The organism is Pseudomonas fluvialis (genome assembly GCF_002835605.1).
GTDB classification, from domain to species: Bacteria; Pseudomonadota; Gammaproteobacteria; order Pseudomonadales; family Pseudomonadaceae; genus Aquipseudomonas; species Aquipseudomonas fluvialis.
Map to the genome: position 1 here is coordinate 109,187 of NZ_PIYS01000002.1, position 16,119 is coordinate 125,305.

A 16,119-nucleotide genomic window follows, 5' to 3' on the forward strand; every position below is an offset into this window, starting at 1 on the left:
GATACAAGGTGGCAGTGGATCGCAGTCAACTGATCGGCAATCTGCGCAGCAATATGGCAGACCTCAGTCGCGGCAACCTCGGTGTGCCGCTATTGCTGCTGGCTATTCTCGGCATGATGACCTTGCCGATGCCACCCTTCCTGCTGGACGTGTTGTTTACCTTCAATATTGCCCTGTCCATCGTTGTCCTGCTGGTCTGCGTGTATGCCATGCGCCCTTTGGATTTCGCGGTGTTCCCGACCATCCTGCTGGTGGCCACGTTGTTGCGCCTGGCCCTCAACGTAGCCTCTACGCGTGTCGTGCTGCTCAATGGCCACGAAGGCGGCGATGCGGCCGGCAAGGTGATCGAGTCTTTTGGTGAGGTGGTGATCGGCGGCAACTACGTAGTAGGTGCGGTGGTTTTCGCCATCCTGATGATCATCAATTTCGTGGTGGTCACCAAGGGCGCCGGGCGTATTTCCGAGGTTTCCGCGCGTTTTACCCTGGACGCCATGCCCGGCAAGCAAATGGCGATCGATGCCGATCTCAACGCCGGCCTGATCGATCAGCAAGAGGCCAAAACGCGGCGCTCGGAAGTTTCCCAGGAAGCTGACTTCTATGGCTCGATGGATGGTGCCAGCAAGTTTGTGCGCGGTGATGCAGTGGCAGGCTTGCTGATTCTGTTCATCAACCTGATCGGTGGTATCGCCATCGGCATGGCTCAGCACCAGATGAGTTTCGTCGATGCCGGCAAGGTCTATGCCTTGCTGACCATCGGTGACGGTCTGGTGGCGCAGATCCCTTCGCTGCTGCTGTCGACCGCTGCGGCGATCATGGTGACACGTGTTTCCACCTCGGAAGACATGGGTGGACAGGTCAATCGACAGATGTTCGCCTCGCCGAAGGCACTCGCGGTGTCTGCGGCCATTCTGATTGCCATGGGCCTGGTGCCTGGCATGCCGCACGTGTCCTTCATTGGTCTGGGTTTGCTGGCAGCCGGTGGTGCCTACTGGATCTGGCATCGCCAGAAGCAGGTGCGCGAGACGGAAAGCAAGGCGTTGGCCGTGCAGCAGGAGCAGGCGGTGGCGCAGCGTCCGGCGGAAGTCAAGGAGCTGGGCTGGGACGATGTGATGCCGGTCGATATGGTCGGCCTGGAAGTGGGTTATCGACTCATTCCGTTGGTCGATCGTAACCAGGGCGGCCAGTTGCTGGCGCGCATCAAGGGCGTACGCAAGAAGCTGTCGCAAGACATGGGCTTTCTCATGCCCTCGGTGCATATCCGGGATAACCTCGATCTCTTGCCCAATGCCTATCGTCTGACCCTGATGGGGGTGAGTGTGGCTGAGGCCGAGGTGTATCCGGATCGCGAATTGGCAATCAATCCTGGCCAGGTATTTGGCAGTCTCAACGGCATTGCCGCCAAGGATCCGGCGTTTGGTCTGGAGGCGGTGTGGATCGATGCCAGCCAGCGTGATCAGGCTCAATCACTGGGCTACACCGTGGTGGATGCCAGCACCGTAGTGGCAACCCATCTCAACCAGGTGCTCAACAAGCATGCCCATGAGCTATTGGGCCATGAAGAGGTTCAACAGTTGTTGCAGGTGCTGGCCAAGAGTTCGCCGAAGCTTGCCGAAGAGCTGGTGCCGGGGCTGATTTCCCTGTCCGGGTTGCTCAAAGTGTTGCAGGCGCTGCTGCAGGAGCAGGTGCCGGTGCGTGATATCCGCACCATCGCCGAGGCGATCGCCACTGTGGCGCCGAGGAGTCAAGATCCCGCCGCGATCGTTGGCGCGGTGCGCGTTGCCTTGGCCCGTGCCATCGTGCAAAGCCTTGTGGGGCTTGAGCCGGAGCTGCCGGTGATTACCCTGGAACCAAGGTTGGAACAGTTGTTGCTTAACAGTATGCAGAAGGCCGGACAAGGCAGCGAAGACGGCATCCTTCTTGAGCCGGGTATGGCCGAGAAGCTGCAACGTTCGCTGATCGAAGCCGCGCAGCGCCAGGAAATCCTGGGCAAGCCGGCGATTCTTCTGGTGGCAGGACCGGTTCGGGCGATGCTCTCGCGCTTTGCGCGCATGGCGGTGCCGAACATGCATGTACTGGCCTACCAGGAAATCCCGGACAACAAGCAGGTGACCATCGTAGCTACGGTGGGACAGAACTAATCGAGGGCTCCGCTCATGCAGGTCAAACGTTTCTTCGCCGCCGATATGCGCCAGGCCATGAAGCTGGTGCGCGATGAACTGGGTGCCGATGCCTGCATCCTTGGCAACCGCCGTGTGGCCGGTGGGGTCGAGCTGACCGCGGCGCTGGATGTGCAGATGCCGCCGGCCAGTCAGGCCAATCCACAGCTGGAGCAGGAGCTGCGCGCTACCCAGGCAAAAATTGCTGCGGCGCGTAGCGAGCTGGATAACCGTACTCTGGAAGCTAGCCAGAATGGCCAGCTATTTGCTGCCGCCAACGCAGCTGCGGAACGCAAGCCGGCAGCCATGACGTCGCGTACCAGCACGTCGCCGGCCGACCAGCAGGCCCTGGATGCCATGCGTGCCGAGTTGCACGGCTTGCGTGAGCTGATTGAAGTGCAGTTAGGTTCCATTGCCTGGGGACAGCTGCAGAGTCGCCAACCTCAGCAGGCCAGTCTATGGCGGCGCCTGCAACGCCTGGGGCTGTCTGCTGAGCTGAGCCGTCAGATGCTGGAGCGTGTGGCGCGGATCAACGACCCACGTCAAGCCTGGCGTCTTTTGCTGGCGCACCTGGCGCATGCCATTCGCATTCCCGAGCAGGAAGTGATCGAAGAAGGCGGTCTGGTAGCTCTGGTCGGTCCCGCCGGCATGGGCAAAACCACCACCCTGGCCAAGCTGGCCGCGCGTCATGTGCTCAAGCATGGCCCACAGGGGCTGGCGTTGGTGGGTATGGACAGCTTTCGCATCGGTGCCCATGAGCAACTCAAGACCCTTGGGCGTATTCTCAATGTGCCGGTACTGCAGGTTGATCCTGGGCAGTCGCTGAGCCAGGTGTTGGCGCCGTTGGCGCGCAAGAAGCTGGTGCTGATCGATACGGCAGGCCTGCCGGCTAATGACCCGGCGTTGCGCCTGCAACTGGAGGCGCTGGCCAATCGCGGGTTGAAAGTGAAAAATTTCCTGGTTATGGCGGCTACCAGCCAGGGCCAAGTGCTCAAAGCCGCCTACCATGGATACAAACGTTGTGGTCTGGCGGGTTGCATCATCAGTAAGGTCGATGAGGCAGCCTGCTTGGGAGAGGTTCTGGAGCTGGCCATAGGCCAGCAACTGCCGGTAGCCTATCTCACCGATGGTCCGCGGATTCCGGATGATTTGCAGCTGCCCAAGAGTCATCAGCTGGTTAGTCGTGCGGTCAGCCTGCAGCTGCCGGAAGAACCGAGTGAAGACGTGATGGCAGGCGCTTTTGCCGGCTTGTACCAGCAGTCAACACTGCGCGCCGGGTAATTGACGGCCGGCCCTCTGAGGGTCACAGAAGAAATAGTCAGCGGCCTTTGGCCCTACAAGGTGTGTGGAGAAATGGGCAGTATGCATCCCGTACAGGTAATCGCGGTAACCGGTGGCAAGGGCGGCGTCGGCAAGACCAATGTATCGGTCAATCTGTCGCTGGCGCTGGCCGATCTGGGGCGGCGGGTGATGCTGCTGGACGCCGACCTGGGGTTGGCCAATGTGGATGTACTGCTCGGCCTGACGCCCAAGCGGACCCTGGCTGACGTGATCAATGGCGAGTGCGATCTCAAGGATGTGCTGATCCAGGGGCCGGGAGGCATTCGTATCGTCCCCGCGGCGTCTGGCACGCAAAGCATGGTACAGCTATCGCCCATGCAGCATGCAGGCCTGATCCAGGCCTTCAGCGAGATTGGCGATAACGTCGATGTACTGGTGGTGGATACCGCCGCCGGCATTGGTGACGGCGTTGTCAGCTTCGTGCGTGCGGCGCAAGAGGTGATCGTAGTGGTCTGCGATGAGCCTACCTCGATCACCGACGCCTATGCGTTGATCAAGTTGCTCAATCGCGACTACGGCATGAACCGTTTCCGCGTGCTGGCCAACATGGCCCATAGCCCGCAGGAAGGCCGCAATCTGTTTGCTAAACTGACCAAGGTAACCGATCGCTTTCTCGACGATGTGGCCCTGCAATACCTGGGCGCCGTGCCTTACGACGAGTCGGTCCGCAAGGCTGTGCAGAAACAGCGCGCAGTCTACGAAGCCTTCCCGCGTTCGAAGTGCTCCCTGGCGTTCAAGGCAATTGCCCAGAAGGTCGACAGTTGGCCGCTGCCGGCCAATCCGCGCGGCCATCTGGAGTTTTTTGTCGAGCGTTTGGTGCAGCCTTCGACGGCGGGAACGGCCCTATGACAGCAGCCAGTGGACTTCGTATGTACAGTAAGGCGCAGGCGCAGGACTCACAGCATCAGTTGGTCGAGCGCTATGCGCCGTTGGTCAAGCGCATTGCCTATCACTTGTTGGCCCGACTGCCGGCCAGCGTGCAGGTTGAGGATCTCATGCAGGCCGGCATGATTGGCTTGCTGGAAGCCTCGAAAAAATACGATGGCGGCAAGGGTGCCAGTTTTGAAACTTATGCCGGCATCCGCATTCGTGGCGCCATGCTCGACGAGGTGCGCAAGGGCGACTGGGCGCCCCGCTCGGTACACCGTAATACGCGTATGGTCAGCGAAGCAATTCGTGCCATCGAGGCAAGAACGGGAAGAGACGCTAAAGATCAAGAGGTTGCGGCCGAACTCCAATTGAGTCTTGAAGATTACTACGGCATTCTGAGCGACACGCTGGGCAGCCGCCTGTTCAGTTTCGACGACCTGCTGCAGGACGGCGATCAGGGCGGCAGCCGTGATGATATGGCGCGTAGCCATGGTGGGCCGGGACAGGAATTGGAAGAGGCGCGTTTTCAGCAGGCGTTGAGTGAGGCCATCGGTGCGCTGCCGGAGCGTGAACGCCTGGTGTTGGCCCTGTATTACGATGAAGAATTGAACCTGAAGGAAATCGGCGAAGTGCTGGGGGTCAGCGAATCCCGCGTCAGTCAGCTACATAGCCAATGCGCGGCACGTTTGCGCGCTAGGCTCAGTGAGTGGCGGGCGAGCTGATCAGCCGCCGGTTTTACGAATGAGAGGGCGTATTCCAGGGGAATGCGTTTGAGACTGTACGGAGGTCGACTTGGACAAGAATATGAAAATCCTCATCGTTGACGATTTTTCGACGATGCGACGGATCATCAAGAACCTCTTGCGTGACCTGGGCTTTACCAATACGTCCGAGGCCGACGACGGCACTACGGCGTTGCCCATGTTGCAGAGTGGCAGCTTCGACTTCCTGGTCACCGACTGGAACATGCCCGGTATGACCGGTATCGACCTGTTGCGTGCGGTGCGTGCTGATGAGCGGCTCAAGCATTTGCCGGTGCTCATGGTGACTGCCGAGGCCAAACGCGACCAGATCATCGAAGCGGCGCAGGCCGGGGTGAATGGTTATGTGGTCAAGCCCTTCACCGCCCAGGTGTTGAAAGAAAAAATCGACAAGATTTTCGAGCGGGTCAACGGCTGATGTCTGCCGCGAGGGCACTATGGCGTACAACGAAGCAAATGCGCTTGACCTGGAGTCGACGCTGAAAACACATGCCCGTGAGCTGATCGAGACCCTGGAAATGGGCAATGTCAGCGGTGCGGTCCAGCTTATCCATGAATTGAACCAGGTCCGTGATCGCGGCCTGTACCAGGAAGTCGGCAAGCTCACCCGTGAGCTGCACAACGCCATCGTCAATTTCCAGATCGATCCGGCCTCGCCACATGCTCAGGAAGTGTCGCAGATTGCTGATGCGACGGACCGCTTGGGTTATGTGGTGAAAATGACCGAGAAGGCCGCCAATCGCACCATGGACCTGGTGGAAGAAAGCACGCCCCTGCTTGGCGAAATGAGCCAGGCTGCGCAAGGCCTGCGCAATGACTGGGGGCGCTTCATGCGCCGGGAAATGTCGGCCGAAGAATTTCGTGATCTGGCCAGGCGTGTCGAACAGTTCCTTGGCCAGAGTCAACACAATGCCGACCAGCTCAGTGCCAAGATGAACGATATCCTGCTGGCTCAGGACTATCAGGACCTGACCGGTCAGGTGATCAAGAAAGTCACCGCGCTGGTGGCCGACGTGGAGAACAGCTTGCTCAAACTGGTGTTGATGGCCAGTCACGTCGACCGTTTTGCCGGTATTCATCATGATCGTGAGCAGTTGCGCAGCGAACAAGCACAACAAAAAGAGCCTTCCCGGGGTGAAGGTCCGCAGATCCATGCCGATAAGCGTGAAGACGTGGTGTCCGGTCAGGACGACGTCGATGATCTGCTATCCAGTCTGGGATTCTAGGGAGCACCTGCATGAGCTTCGACGCCGATGAAGAAATCCTCCAGGACTTTCTGGTAGAGGCTGGCGAGATTCTCGAACACTTGTCCGAGCAACTGGTCGAGCTGGAAAGCCGTCCGGATGACATGGACCTGCTCAATGCCATTTTCCGCGGCTTCCACACGGTCAAGGGTGGCGCAGGCTTTCTCCAGCTCAATGCGCTGGTCGAGTGCTGCCACATTGCCGAGAACGTCTTCGACATCCTACGTAAGGGTGAACGCCGCGTAACCTCGGATCTGATGGACGTGGTCCTGCAGGCGCTGGATACGGTCAATGAGATGTTTAGCCAGGTGCGTGAGCGCTGCGAGCCAACCCCGGCGCATCCAGACCTCTTGGCGGCCTTGTCACGCCTGGCGCAGCCCGGCGGTGATGAGGATGTGGGCGAGACTGCCACTGTCGAGCCGGCTGAGGTTCCGGTCGAAGACGTTGCAGAAGTAGTCAGCGATGACGAGTTCGAGCAACTGCTGCAAGCGGCCGATGCTCCAAGCTCCCCGGCGCCAGCAAACGAGGTAGCAGCAGCGAGTAGCGACGAGATTACCGACGACGAGTTCGAGGCGCTGCTGGATCAGTTGCATGGCAAGGGACAGTTCGCTGTCGATAGCTCGGCGCCTGTTGCTGCACCCGTTGCCGCTGCTACCCCTGTTGCGCCAGCACCCGCTGCTGCCGTGGCAGGCGGTGACGAGATCACCGATGACGAGTTCGAGGCACTGCTTGATCAATTGCACGGCAAGGGCAAGTTTGTCGTTGACGAAGCGCCTGCTGCCCCTTCCGTGGCTCCGGCAGCTCCGCTAGCGGCATCCAGCCCTGCAGTGCCGGCAGGCGACAATATTACCGATGACGAATTCGAAGCCTTGCTAGATCAGTTGCATGGCAAGGGCAAGTTTGTGCCGCCGGCCGAAGCCGCTGAGCCAGCCAATGCCCAAGCTAGTGTCAGCGCGGCAAAGCCGGCGACAACATCGACCAAGCCAGAACCTGCCAAGCCAGCTGCCAGTAAGCCAGCGATTGCCCCGGTACCCGCTGCCGCCGCGCCCGCAGCTGCCCGGGCTGCTGCCCCGGCGGCTGCCGACAAGCCGGCCAGTGAAGCAGAGACCACCGTGCGGGTCGATACCGCACGGCTGGATGAAATCATGAACATGGTGGGTGAACTGGTTCTGGTGCGTAACCGGCTGGTGCGTCTTGGCCTGAACAGCGAAGACGAGGCCATGGCCAAGGCCGTGTCCAATCTGGATGTGGTGACGGCTGACTTGCAGACATCGGTCATGAAGACCCGCATGCAGCCCATCAAGAAAGTCTTTGGGCGTTTCCCTCGCCTGGTGCGTGATCTGGCGCGCAACCTGAAGAAGGAAATCAATCTGGAGCTGGTGGGTGAAGAAACCGACCTCGACAAGAACCTGGTCGAGGCTTTGGCTGATCCACTGGTGCACTTGGTGCGTAATGCTGTTGACCACGGTGTGGAAACACCGGAGGAACGCGAGGCGGCGGGCAAGCCTCGTACCGGTCGAGTGGTGTTGTCCGCGGAGCAGGAAGGCGATCACATTCTGCTGATGATCACTGACGACGGCAAAGGGATGGATGCCGATGTGCTGCGTGCCAAGGCCGTGGAGAAAGGCCTGCTGGACAAGGATGCTGCGGATCGGCTGAGTGATCTGGAGTGCTATAACCTGATCTTCGCTCCCGGTTTCTCCACCAAAACGGAGATTTCCGACGTGTCCGGGCGTGGCGTGGGCATGGATGTGGTGAAAACCAAGATTTCCCAGCTCAACGGCACGGTCAACGTGTTCTCGCAAAAAGGCCAGGGTTCGCGCATCGTCATCAAGGTGCCCTTGACGCTGGCAATCATGCCGACACTCATGGTCATGCTGGAAAATCAGGCTTTTGCCTTCCCGCTGGTCAATGTCAACGAGATCTTCCATCTCGATCTGTCGCGTACCAACGTGGTGGATGGCCAGGAAGTGGTGATCGTCCGTGACAAGGCGCTACCCCTGTTCTACCTCAAGCGTTGGCTGGTGCCGCATGCTTTCCAGGAAGATCAGCGCGAAGGTCATGTGGTGATCCTCACCGTAGGCAGCCAGCGTATCGGCTTCGTGGTCGACCAGTTGGTTGGCCAGGAGGAAGTCGTGATCAAGCCACTGGGCAAGATGCTGCAAGGCACGCCTGGCATGTCCGGCGCCACCATTACTGGCGACGGTCGTATCGCCCTGATCCTCGACGTACCGAGCATGCTCAAGCGCTACGCACGTCGAATCTGATTGTTTGGCAGTAGTGATGTCTGCTGCCTGTTAGGAGAGTGTATGGCTGTCAAGGTTCTGGTGGTGGACGACTCCGGTTTTTTCCGGCGTCGGGTGTCGGAAATCCTCGGTGCCGATCCCAATATCCAGGTTGTCGGCACCGCGACCAACGGTCGTGAAGCCATTGAGCAGGCCCAGGCGCTAAAGCCGGATGTGATCACCATGGATTACGAGATGCCGATGATGGACGGCATCACGGCAGTGAAGAACATCATGCAGCGCTGCCCGACCCCGGTACTGATGTTTTCCTCGCTTACCCACGAAGGCGCACGGGTAACGCTCGATGCCCTGGATGCCGGTGCGGTGGATTTTCTGCCGAAGAATTTCGAAGACATCTCGCGCAACCCGGAGAAGGTCAAGCAACTGCTCTGCGAGAAGATCCACACCATTGCCCGTAGCAATCGGCGCGCCAGTCAGCCGCAGCCTGCTGTGCCGAGCAGCGCGCCTGTCGTAGCGCCACGTCCGAGTGCAGCAAGCAGTGCCTCGCCAGGCAGTGTGCGTCAGAGCGCGTCGGTTGCCCCCGCAGCGACTAGCCCGGCACCCAAGCGCAAATCCTATCGGCTGGTGGCCATTGGGACCTCCACGGGGGGGCCGGTGGCCTTGCAACGCGTACTGACTCAGTTGCCGGCCAATTTTCCGGCGCCGATCCTGCTCATCCAACACATGCCGGCTGCCTTTACCAAGGCTTTTGCCGAGCGCCTCGACAAGCTCTGTCGAATTTCTGTCAAGGAAGCCGAGGATGGCGATGTGCTGCGCCCGGGGCTGGCTTTGTTGGCTCCCGGTGGCAAGCAGATGATGGTCGATGGCCGTGGCGTGGTGAAGATTCTGCCGGGTGATGAGCGCCTCAACTACAAGCCCTGCGTGGACATTACCTTTGGTTCGGCAGCCAAGTCCTATAACGACAAGGTTCTGGCCGTGGTGCTGACGGGTATGGGCGCCGATGGTCGTGAAGGAGCGCGCCTGCTCAAACAGAGTGGCAGCCAGGTGTGGGCGCAGGATGAGGCGAGTTGTGTCATCTATGGCATGCCCATGGCGGTGGTCAAGGCCAATCTGGCCGATGCGGTATACAGCCTGGATGACATCGGTCGGCACCTGGCCGAGGCCTGTATCTGATGGATGTGTTGAGCGTCATCGGGCTGGTGCTGGCCTTCGTGGCGATAGTCGGCGGCAACTTTCTCGAGGGCGGGCATGTCGGTTCACTGCTCAATGGCCCCGCGGCGCTTATTGTCGTGGGTGGGACACTGGGGGCGGCTTTTCTGCAAACGCCGGTTCCGGTGTTCAAACGTGCCTTGCAGGTGGTTGGCTGGATCTTCCTACCGCCGCGTATCAATCTGCTGGGCGGCATCGACAAGGTCGTCGGCTGGAGCATGACGGCGCGCAAGGAAGGCCTGCTGGGACTCGAACCGATTGCCGAAACCGAGCTGGACCCCTATGCGCGCAAGGGCTTGCAGTTGCTGGTCGATGGTGCCGAGCCGGAAGCGATTCGCAGCATCCTCGAAGTCGACCTGTATACCCAGGAGGCGCGTGACATCCAGGCGGCCAAGGTGTTCGAGTGTATGGGCGGCTATGCACCGACCATTGGCATCATCGGCGCGGTGATGGGTCTGATCCACGTCATGGGCAACCTGGCCGATCCCAGCCAGTTGGGCAGTGGCATTGCCGTGGCGTTTGTCGCCACCATCTATGGTGTCGGTATGGCCAACCTGCTGCTGCTGCCGATCGGCAACAAGCTAAAGGCGATTGCCCAGCGCCAGTCGCGCTACCGGGAAATGCTTCTGGAAGGGCTGTTGTCGATTGCCGAAGGCGAAAATCCGCGCTCCATCGAATTGAAGCTGCAGGGCTTCATTGGCTAGGAGAGCGAGCCATGGCGCGTCGCCGCATCGAAGAAGAACACGAAAACCATGAGCGTTGGCTGGTTTCTTACGCCGACTTCATTACCTTGCTGTTTGCCTTCTTTGTGGTGATGTATTCGATCTCCTCGATCAATGAGGGCAAGTACAAGATTCTTTCCGACTCGCTGGTGGGTGTGTTTAACCAGCCCGAACGCGCCATTCGGCCGATTCCCATTGGCGAGGAGCCGGCGGTGTTGCTCAACCCCGAGCAGGGCGAGCAGCAACAGCAGGGCACAGGCGCCCCTGACGCGCCCACAGACCCGCTGGTCAGCATTGCCGACAGCGTACGTGAAGCCTTTGGTGACCTGATCTCCAGTGACCAATTGACGGTGCGTGGCAACGAGTTATGGGTAGAGATCGAGCTGAACTCCAATCTGCTGTTTTCTAGTGGTGATGCCATTCCCAACGAGAACGGCTTCGTGCTCATCGATAAGGTCGCCAAGATTCTGGCGCCTTACGAGAACCCGGTGCACGTGGAGGGTTTTACCGATAACGTGCCGATCAGTACGGTGTTGTTTCCCAGCAACTGGGAGCTGTCTACTGCTCGTGCAGCCAGTATCGTGCGCCTGTTGGCGATGGACGGAGTTGATCCGTCACGCCTGGCTGCAGTGGGTTATGGCGAATTTCAGCCGGTAGCCGACAATGCCACGCCGGATGGGCGAGCGCGTAATCGCCGGGTAGTGCTGGTGGTGTCACGCAATCTCGAAGTGCGCCGCAGTGTGAGTGGCGTAGGCAGTGGCAATGCCACTCCGGACGCGGCCTTGCAACGAGCTGGCACGCAACCTGCAAATGCTCCTGCAAGCTCTGCGCCTTAAGCGCAGTCCGTCAATTCCCTGTCATTCGCGGCCTGGCTGCGGTTGACCTGTGCAGGTCCGCTGCGGGCCGGCTGGAAGCGTACGATGAGAGTCTGGGCAGTTGCCAATCAGAAAGGTGGGGTCGGCAAGACCACTACGTCCATTGCCTTGGCGGGCTTGTTGGCCGATGCCGGCAAGCGCGTGTTGCTGGTCGATCTTGATCCGCATGGTTCGATGACCAGTTACTTCGGGCATGATCCCGACGCTTTGGAACATAGCTGTTTCGATCTGTTTCTCGACCACGGCCAGGTGGCTGAAGGGCTGCCGGCCAGCCTGTTGTTGCCGACCAGCCATGAGCGCATGGCCCTGCTGCCCTCCAGCACGGCGTTGGCAACCCTGGAGCGTCAGTCACCGGGGCAGAGTGGCCTGGGCCTGGTGATTGCCAAGAGTCTTGCGCAACTCTGGCAGCAGTACGACTTTGCCATCATCGACAGCCCGCCGCTGCTTGGCGTGCTGATGGTCAATGCGTTGGCAGCCTGCCAGCAGCTGGTGATCCCGGTGCAGACCGAATTCCTCGCTGTCAAAGGCCTGGAGCGCATGGTCAGCACCTTGCAGATGATCAATCGTTCGCGCAAGCAGGCATTGCCCTACAGCATCGTGCCGACGCTGTTTGATCGGCGTACCCAGGCTTCTTTGCAGACCCTGCGTACATTGCGCAATGCCTATCCAGAACACTTGTGGCCTGCCTATATACCGGTGGATACGCGCCTGCGTGATGCCAGTCGGGCAGGACAGACCCCTTCGCAGTTCGATGCGAAAAGTCGCGGGGTGATTGCCTACCGAGCACTGCTCAAGCACCTGCTCAGCCAACAGGGTGTCACGCAGGTAGCCTGAGGGCTGGGCTCAAGAATCTCCACGACATGGCCGATAGAGTGACTATTGAAGAAGGTTGGATGGCTTTATGAATCGTGTGCCGGTAACTGCCACCCGTCCGCAGCTGGCGTTGCAGAGTTATCTGGATGCCCTGCTGCAGGAGGCGGCGGTCGAGCTGGAGCAGGCCGAACTGGATGAGTTCCAGGCTGCCGTACTGGAGGAACAGGTGCGTGATGCGCGCCTGCTTGCCAGCGCGGCGCCGCTAGCCGAGCCCGTTGCGCGTATTGATCTGCCTGTTGCGCCTGTAGAGCCGCCCGCCGAGCCTCTGTCAGCGGCGTTGGCCGAGCCACTCGTCGAGGCTGCTGTCGAGGCGCCGGCTGTTCCGCCGCATAACCCCTTGTCCCTGGAGGGACGTCCGAGTTGGGGAGAGGAGGCTTTCGAATGCCTGCTGTTCGATGTGGCCGGTTTGACCCTGGCGGTGCCGTTGGTGTGCCTGGGCAGTATCTATCCGCTGGACGGACAGGAGCTGACCCCGTTGTTTGGCCAGCCTGAGTGGTTTCTCGGCATCCTGCCGTGTCAGGCAGGCAACCTGAAAGTGGTCGACACGGCCCGCTGGGTGATGCCGGAACGCTATCGTGAGGATTTCCGCGAAGGGCTACAGTACGTAATATCCGTGCAGGGTTACGAGTGGGGGCTGGCGGTGCATCAGGTCAGTCGTTCCATTCGCCTGGAGCCGGCACAGATCAAGTGGCGTGCGCAGCGTGCACAGCGGCCATGGCTGGCTGGCACGGTGATTGAACACATGTGTGCCTTGTTGGACGTCACCGCGCTGGCTGAGTTGATTGCCAGCGGTGCGGTCAAGCGCATGGCAACCTGAAGGTGACAAGCGGGCCGTGAGGCCGGCTATAGTGAATACAACAGTGGGATTGGTACCCACGTTCGCCGCCGCTGGCGGCTCAAGACGAGGCTAGGGAACATGAAGAAGAGTTCAGCACAAGGTTCCGAAGATCCCATCCTGCAGTGGGTGACTTTCCGCCTGGATAACGAAACCTACGGCATCAACGTGATGCAGGTGCAGGAAGTGCTGCGCTACACCGAGATTGCTCCGGTGCCGGGCGCGCCTAGCTATGTGCTGGGCATCATCAACCTGCGTGGCAACGTGGTGACGGTTATCGATACCCGCCAGCGCTTTGGCCTGGATTCTGCGCCGGTTACCGACAATACCCGCATCGTTATCATCGAGGCGGACAAGCAGGTGGTGGGTATCCTGGTCGACAGCGTGGCCGAGGTGGTCTACCTGCGCCAGTCGGAAGTAGAAACGGCACCGAATGTCGGGAACGACGAATCCGCCAAGTTCATCCAGGGCGTGTGCAACAAGAACGGCGAGCTGCTGATTCTGGTTGAACTCGACAAGATGATGAGCGAGGAAGAGTGGTCCGAGCTGGAGAGTATCTGAGTTGCTGGAAATGGCGCTGGGCGGCCTGCTGGTGCTGTGCGCCGGACTACTGGGGTTTTGCCTGTGGTTGGCCCGCCGCCTGCGTGAGCAGGCTGAACAGCAGCAGGTGCAGGCTCGTGGTTTTGAACAGCGCCTGCGCGAGCTGAACAAGCGCCTGGATACCTACCTGACCGGCAGCATCCGTATGGGTGAAGAACTCTATGAGTTGCGCCGGGTGGTAGCGCCGCTGCCGGAGAAACTCAACCAGATCGAGCAGCGCGATCCCAGTTCACTGTCCTTCACCCAGGCCGCGCGCCTAGTGGGCATGGGGGCCAGTGTCGATGACCTCACCCAGTCCTGCGGTCTGAGCAAGGCCGAGGCCGAGTTGATCAGCAGGCTGCATCAGGCCCCCCGCGGCTAGTGTTTTCCTGGGCATTCTGTTTCCCTGCTGTGCGGTTAAACGTCTTTCCTGCCGCCTGGCCCTGCCAGGCAGAGCAAACCGTCTTCCCCAGTGTCGCTGGCGGTGCCGCGAGGTAGCGGGCATTTGCCGCGCAAATGCCAGGCAAAGGCGATGATCTCGGCAATGGTGCGGTACAGCGCTTCGGGAATGGCCTCGCCCAGTTCCAGGCGAGCGAGCAGTTTGACCAGTTCGGCATTTTCGTAGATCGGTACTTCATATTCCCGGGCAATGGCGAGAATCGCCTCAGCCAGCTCGTCATCGCCCTTGGCGGTCAGATTCGGCGCAGTGCGTCCGTCGTAGCGCAGGGCAATGGCCTGGCGTGGTGCCTGATGCTTGCTCGTGCTCATGCGGTTTCATCCACCCAGCGATGACTGAGTTGTGTGCTTGCCCCCTGAGCTGGCATGCCGTGCCGGCAGGCCAGTTCGCCAACCTGTAGGCCGGCGGCCTTGAGGCGTTGGCGCAGGTGCTCCAGTTCCTGCTCGATCAGTGAAGCAGTACTGGCCTGCTCGGCCCACAGTTGGCTGCTCAGGGTGCCGCGCAGCAGCTGTGCCTGTACCTGCAAGGCGCCCAGTGGCGGCAGGTCGAAGGCCAGATCAAGCCGCCAGAGGCTTTCCCGTTCACTGGCTTGGTCAGGCTCCTCGTGCTGGACGCGCACCTGCACGGGCACGATGTCCTGCTGTTGGCGTACCGGCAGCTCCATTTGCCAAGTGGTCAGCTGAGTGCCATCGGGCAGTGTCTGGTTTTGCGCCAGGCTGGCCAGTTGATGGCTCTGCAAACGGGATACCGCCGCCGCTGCGAGTTTTAGCAGGGTTTCCAGATCAGCTTCGCCTTCCATGTCCTGCAGCAGGCGCGTTGGCAGGGGAAAGCCTGCAGGCTGGCGAGTGCTGCTCTGGCCCAGAGCGCCCAGTGCCTGGCGGAAGAAGGCCGGCAGGGCCTGGCTACCCTGGCCCTGGCCGAGACTGAACGCCTGTGCCAGAGCCTGTTGCGGACTATGTGGCAGAAGCTGGCCGAGCAGGCGCAGCAGGTTGGCTTTGAAGTCGTGTGGCAGCGTGCCGAGCTGGCCGCTCAACAAGCGGTTTTCCAGCAGGCTGCCGGCATTCTCCATGGCCTGGGCCAATTGCTTGGGGTTGCTCAACTGCTCCAGCTCGGGCAGGCCTGCGAATAATTGTCGCAGGCTCTGTTGCACGCCTTCCGGCAGGCCCTTGGCCTGTAGCAGGGCGGGTAGCGCCTTGAGTAGCGGTTGTAGTGAGACCTGGTTGGCCAGCTGGCCTTGCAGCTGTTGCTGTACAGCCAGCTGATCGAGCTGTTGGCTCAGCGGCAGGAACAGCAACTGCTGGCTGCCCTGTACCTGTGCGGTGAGCAGGCTGCCGTTGGGTAACGGTTGTGGTGAGTCGATCAGCAGCTGGCGTCCGGCCAGCGGTGTGTTGAGTAGGCTGAGCACGATTCGGAACTGTTGACGGCCTTGTGCGTCGAGCTGTGACTGGCTGTCGAGCACTTTGCCCTGCAACAGGCTGCCGGTCGGCAGTAAGTGCAGGTCGAGCTGTTGCAGCGCCTGACTGGCGGCACCTTGCGGGCGCAGACTGGCCTGGGTGGCGGATAGTGCGGTGAGCAGGACCTGCTCGCCGATCGGCAGGGGACGGCTGCTCTGCGCCTGCAGGGTACTGCTCTGGCCGTTGTCCAGTTGCAGGCGCAATACCAACTGGAAACTGTTGGCGGCCTCGCGAAGCTGGAGGACTTCCGCTTTGGCTGTCTGGCCCGCTTCGAGCAGTTGATCGAGTGGTTGCAGCAGACGTACTGCCAGCTCGACGCTGCCGACTGATGGGCGTAGCGGCGGGCAGGGTGGGGTGGCGCGGGTGCTGCTGATTTCCACCATGGCGGGTTACAACCTGTTGAAAATGCGTGCTTAGAGCGTTCCGGCGGCTGTGTATAATGCCGCTCACTTTGGCCGCCCAGGGTACGCCCAGTATAGCGGCCGTAGCACCCCCGA

At 60.5% G+C, this 16,119-nt stretch carries 16 protein-coding genes; 14 read left to right on the top strand and 2 right to left on the bottom strand.

Annotation, left to right across the window (positions count from 1 at the left end; genetic code table 11):
* Positions 1-14: 14 nt before the first annotated feature.
* The 14 genes from flhA (at position 15) to CW360_RS01260 (ending at position 14,093) form a co-directional block, all read left to right on the top strand.
* Positions 15-2,138: a flagellar biosynthesis protein FlhA gene (gene flhA, locus CW360_RS01195; protein WP_101192529.1), complete on the top strand. Its 2,124-nt coding sequence runs from the start codon at positions 15-17 to the stop codon at positions 2,136-2,138.
* 15 nt (positions 2,139-2,153) lie between these two features.
* Entirely contained in the window at positions 2,154-3,437 is a 1,284-nt protein-coding gene (flhF, locus tag CW360_RS01200) for a flagellar biosynthesis GTPase FlhF (protein ID WP_101192461.1), read from the top strand.
* Positions 3,438-3,509: 72 nt separating this feature from the next.
* Positions 3,510-4,346, top strand: coding sequence for a flagellar synthesis regulator FleN (gene fleN / locus CW360_RS01205; protein ID WP_093985719.1), 837 nt, complete (start codon positions 3,510-3,512; stop codon positions 4,344-4,346).
* Positions 4,343-5,089, top strand: coding sequence for an RNA polymerase sigma factor FliA (fliA, locus tag CW360_RS01210; protein WP_093985718.1), 747 nt, complete (start codon positions 4,343-4,345; stop codon positions 5,087-5,089). Before fleN ends, fliA begins: the two co-directional genes overlap by 4 nt.
* Positions 5,090-5,171: 82 nt before the next feature.
* Positions 5,172-5,546, top strand: a complete 375-nt coding sequence (locus tag CW360_RS01215; RefSeq protein WP_170307339.1) for a chemotaxis response regulator CheY — start codon at positions 5,172-5,174, stop codon at positions 5,544-5,546.
* A 19-nt stretch (positions 5,547-5,565) separates the two neighbouring features.
* Positions 5,566-6,354, top strand: coding sequence for a protein phosphatase CheZ (locus tag CW360_RS01220; protein ID WP_093985716.1), 789 nt, complete (start codon positions 5,566-5,568; stop codon positions 6,352-6,354).
* Positions 6,355-6,365: 11 nt separating this feature from the next.
* The gene (locus CW360_RS01225) at positions 6,366-8,639 is read left to right on the top strand and encodes a chemotaxis protein CheA (protein WP_093985715.1); all 2,274 of its coding nucleotides are present in this window, start codon (positions 6,366-6,368) and stop codon (positions 8,637-8,639) included.
* 42 nt (positions 8,640-8,681) lie between these two features.
* On the top strand, positions 8,682-9,791 hold the full coding sequence (locus tag CW360_RS01230) for a protein-glutamate methylesterase/protein-glutamine glutaminase (protein ID WP_093985714.1): 1,110 nt from the start codon (positions 8,682-8,684) through the stop codon (positions 9,789-9,791).
* Complete coding sequence (locus tag CW360_RS01235) at positions 9,791-10,531, top strand: flagellar motor protein (protein WP_093985713.1); 741 nt, start codon at positions 9,791-9,793, stop codon at positions 10,529-10,531. Before CW360_RS01230 ends, CW360_RS01235 begins: the two co-directional genes overlap by 1 nt.
* Before the next feature lie 11 nt (positions 10,532-10,542).
* The gene (gene motD, locus CW360_RS01240; protein WP_101192462.1) at positions 10,543-11,385 is read left to right on the top strand and encodes a flagellar motor protein MotD; all 843 of its coding nucleotides are present in this window, start codon (positions 10,543-10,545) and stop codon (positions 11,383-11,385) included.
* 84 nt (positions 11,386-11,469) lie between these two features.
* Positions 11,470-12,258 carry a ParA family protein gene (locus CW360_RS01245; protein WP_093985711.1) on the top strand — a complete coding sequence of 263 codons (789 nt, stop codon included), beginning with the start codon at positions 11,470-11,472 and terminating at the stop codon, positions 12,256-12,258.
* 67 nt (positions 12,259-12,325) lie between these two features.
* Entirely contained in the window at positions 12,326-13,114 is a 789-nt protein-coding gene (locus tag CW360_RS01250) for a CheW domain-containing protein (protein ID WP_093985710.1), read from the top strand.
* Between the two features lie 99 nt (positions 13,115-13,213).
* Entirely contained in the window at positions 13,214-13,693 is a 480-nt protein-coding gene (locus tag CW360_RS01255; protein ID WP_093985709.1) for a chemotaxis protein CheW, read from the top strand.
* 10 nt (positions 13,694-13,703) lie between these two features.
* Positions 13,704-14,093: a DUF2802 domain-containing protein gene (locus CW360_RS01260; protein WP_093985849.1), complete on the top strand. Its 390-nt coding sequence runs from the start codon at positions 13,704-13,706 to the stop codon at positions 14,091-14,093.
* A gap of 35 nt (positions 14,094-14,128) precedes the next feature.
* On the opposite strand, the gene CW360_RS01265 is transcribed toward CW360_RS01260, so the two are convergent.
* Complete coding sequence (locus CW360_RS01265) at positions 14,129-14,479, bottom strand: EscU/YscU/HrcU family type III secretion system export apparatus switch protein (RefSeq protein WP_101192463.1); 351 nt, start codon at positions 14,477-14,479, stop codon at positions 14,129-14,131.
* Complete coding sequence (gene fliK / locus CW360_RS01270) at positions 14,476-16,005, bottom strand: flagellar hook-length control protein FliK (RefSeq protein WP_101192464.1); 1,530 nt, start codon at positions 16,003-16,005, stop codon at positions 14,476-14,478. Before fliK ends, CW360_RS01265 begins: the two co-directional genes overlap by 4 nt.
* Positions 16,006-16,119: the final 114 nt, after the last annotated feature.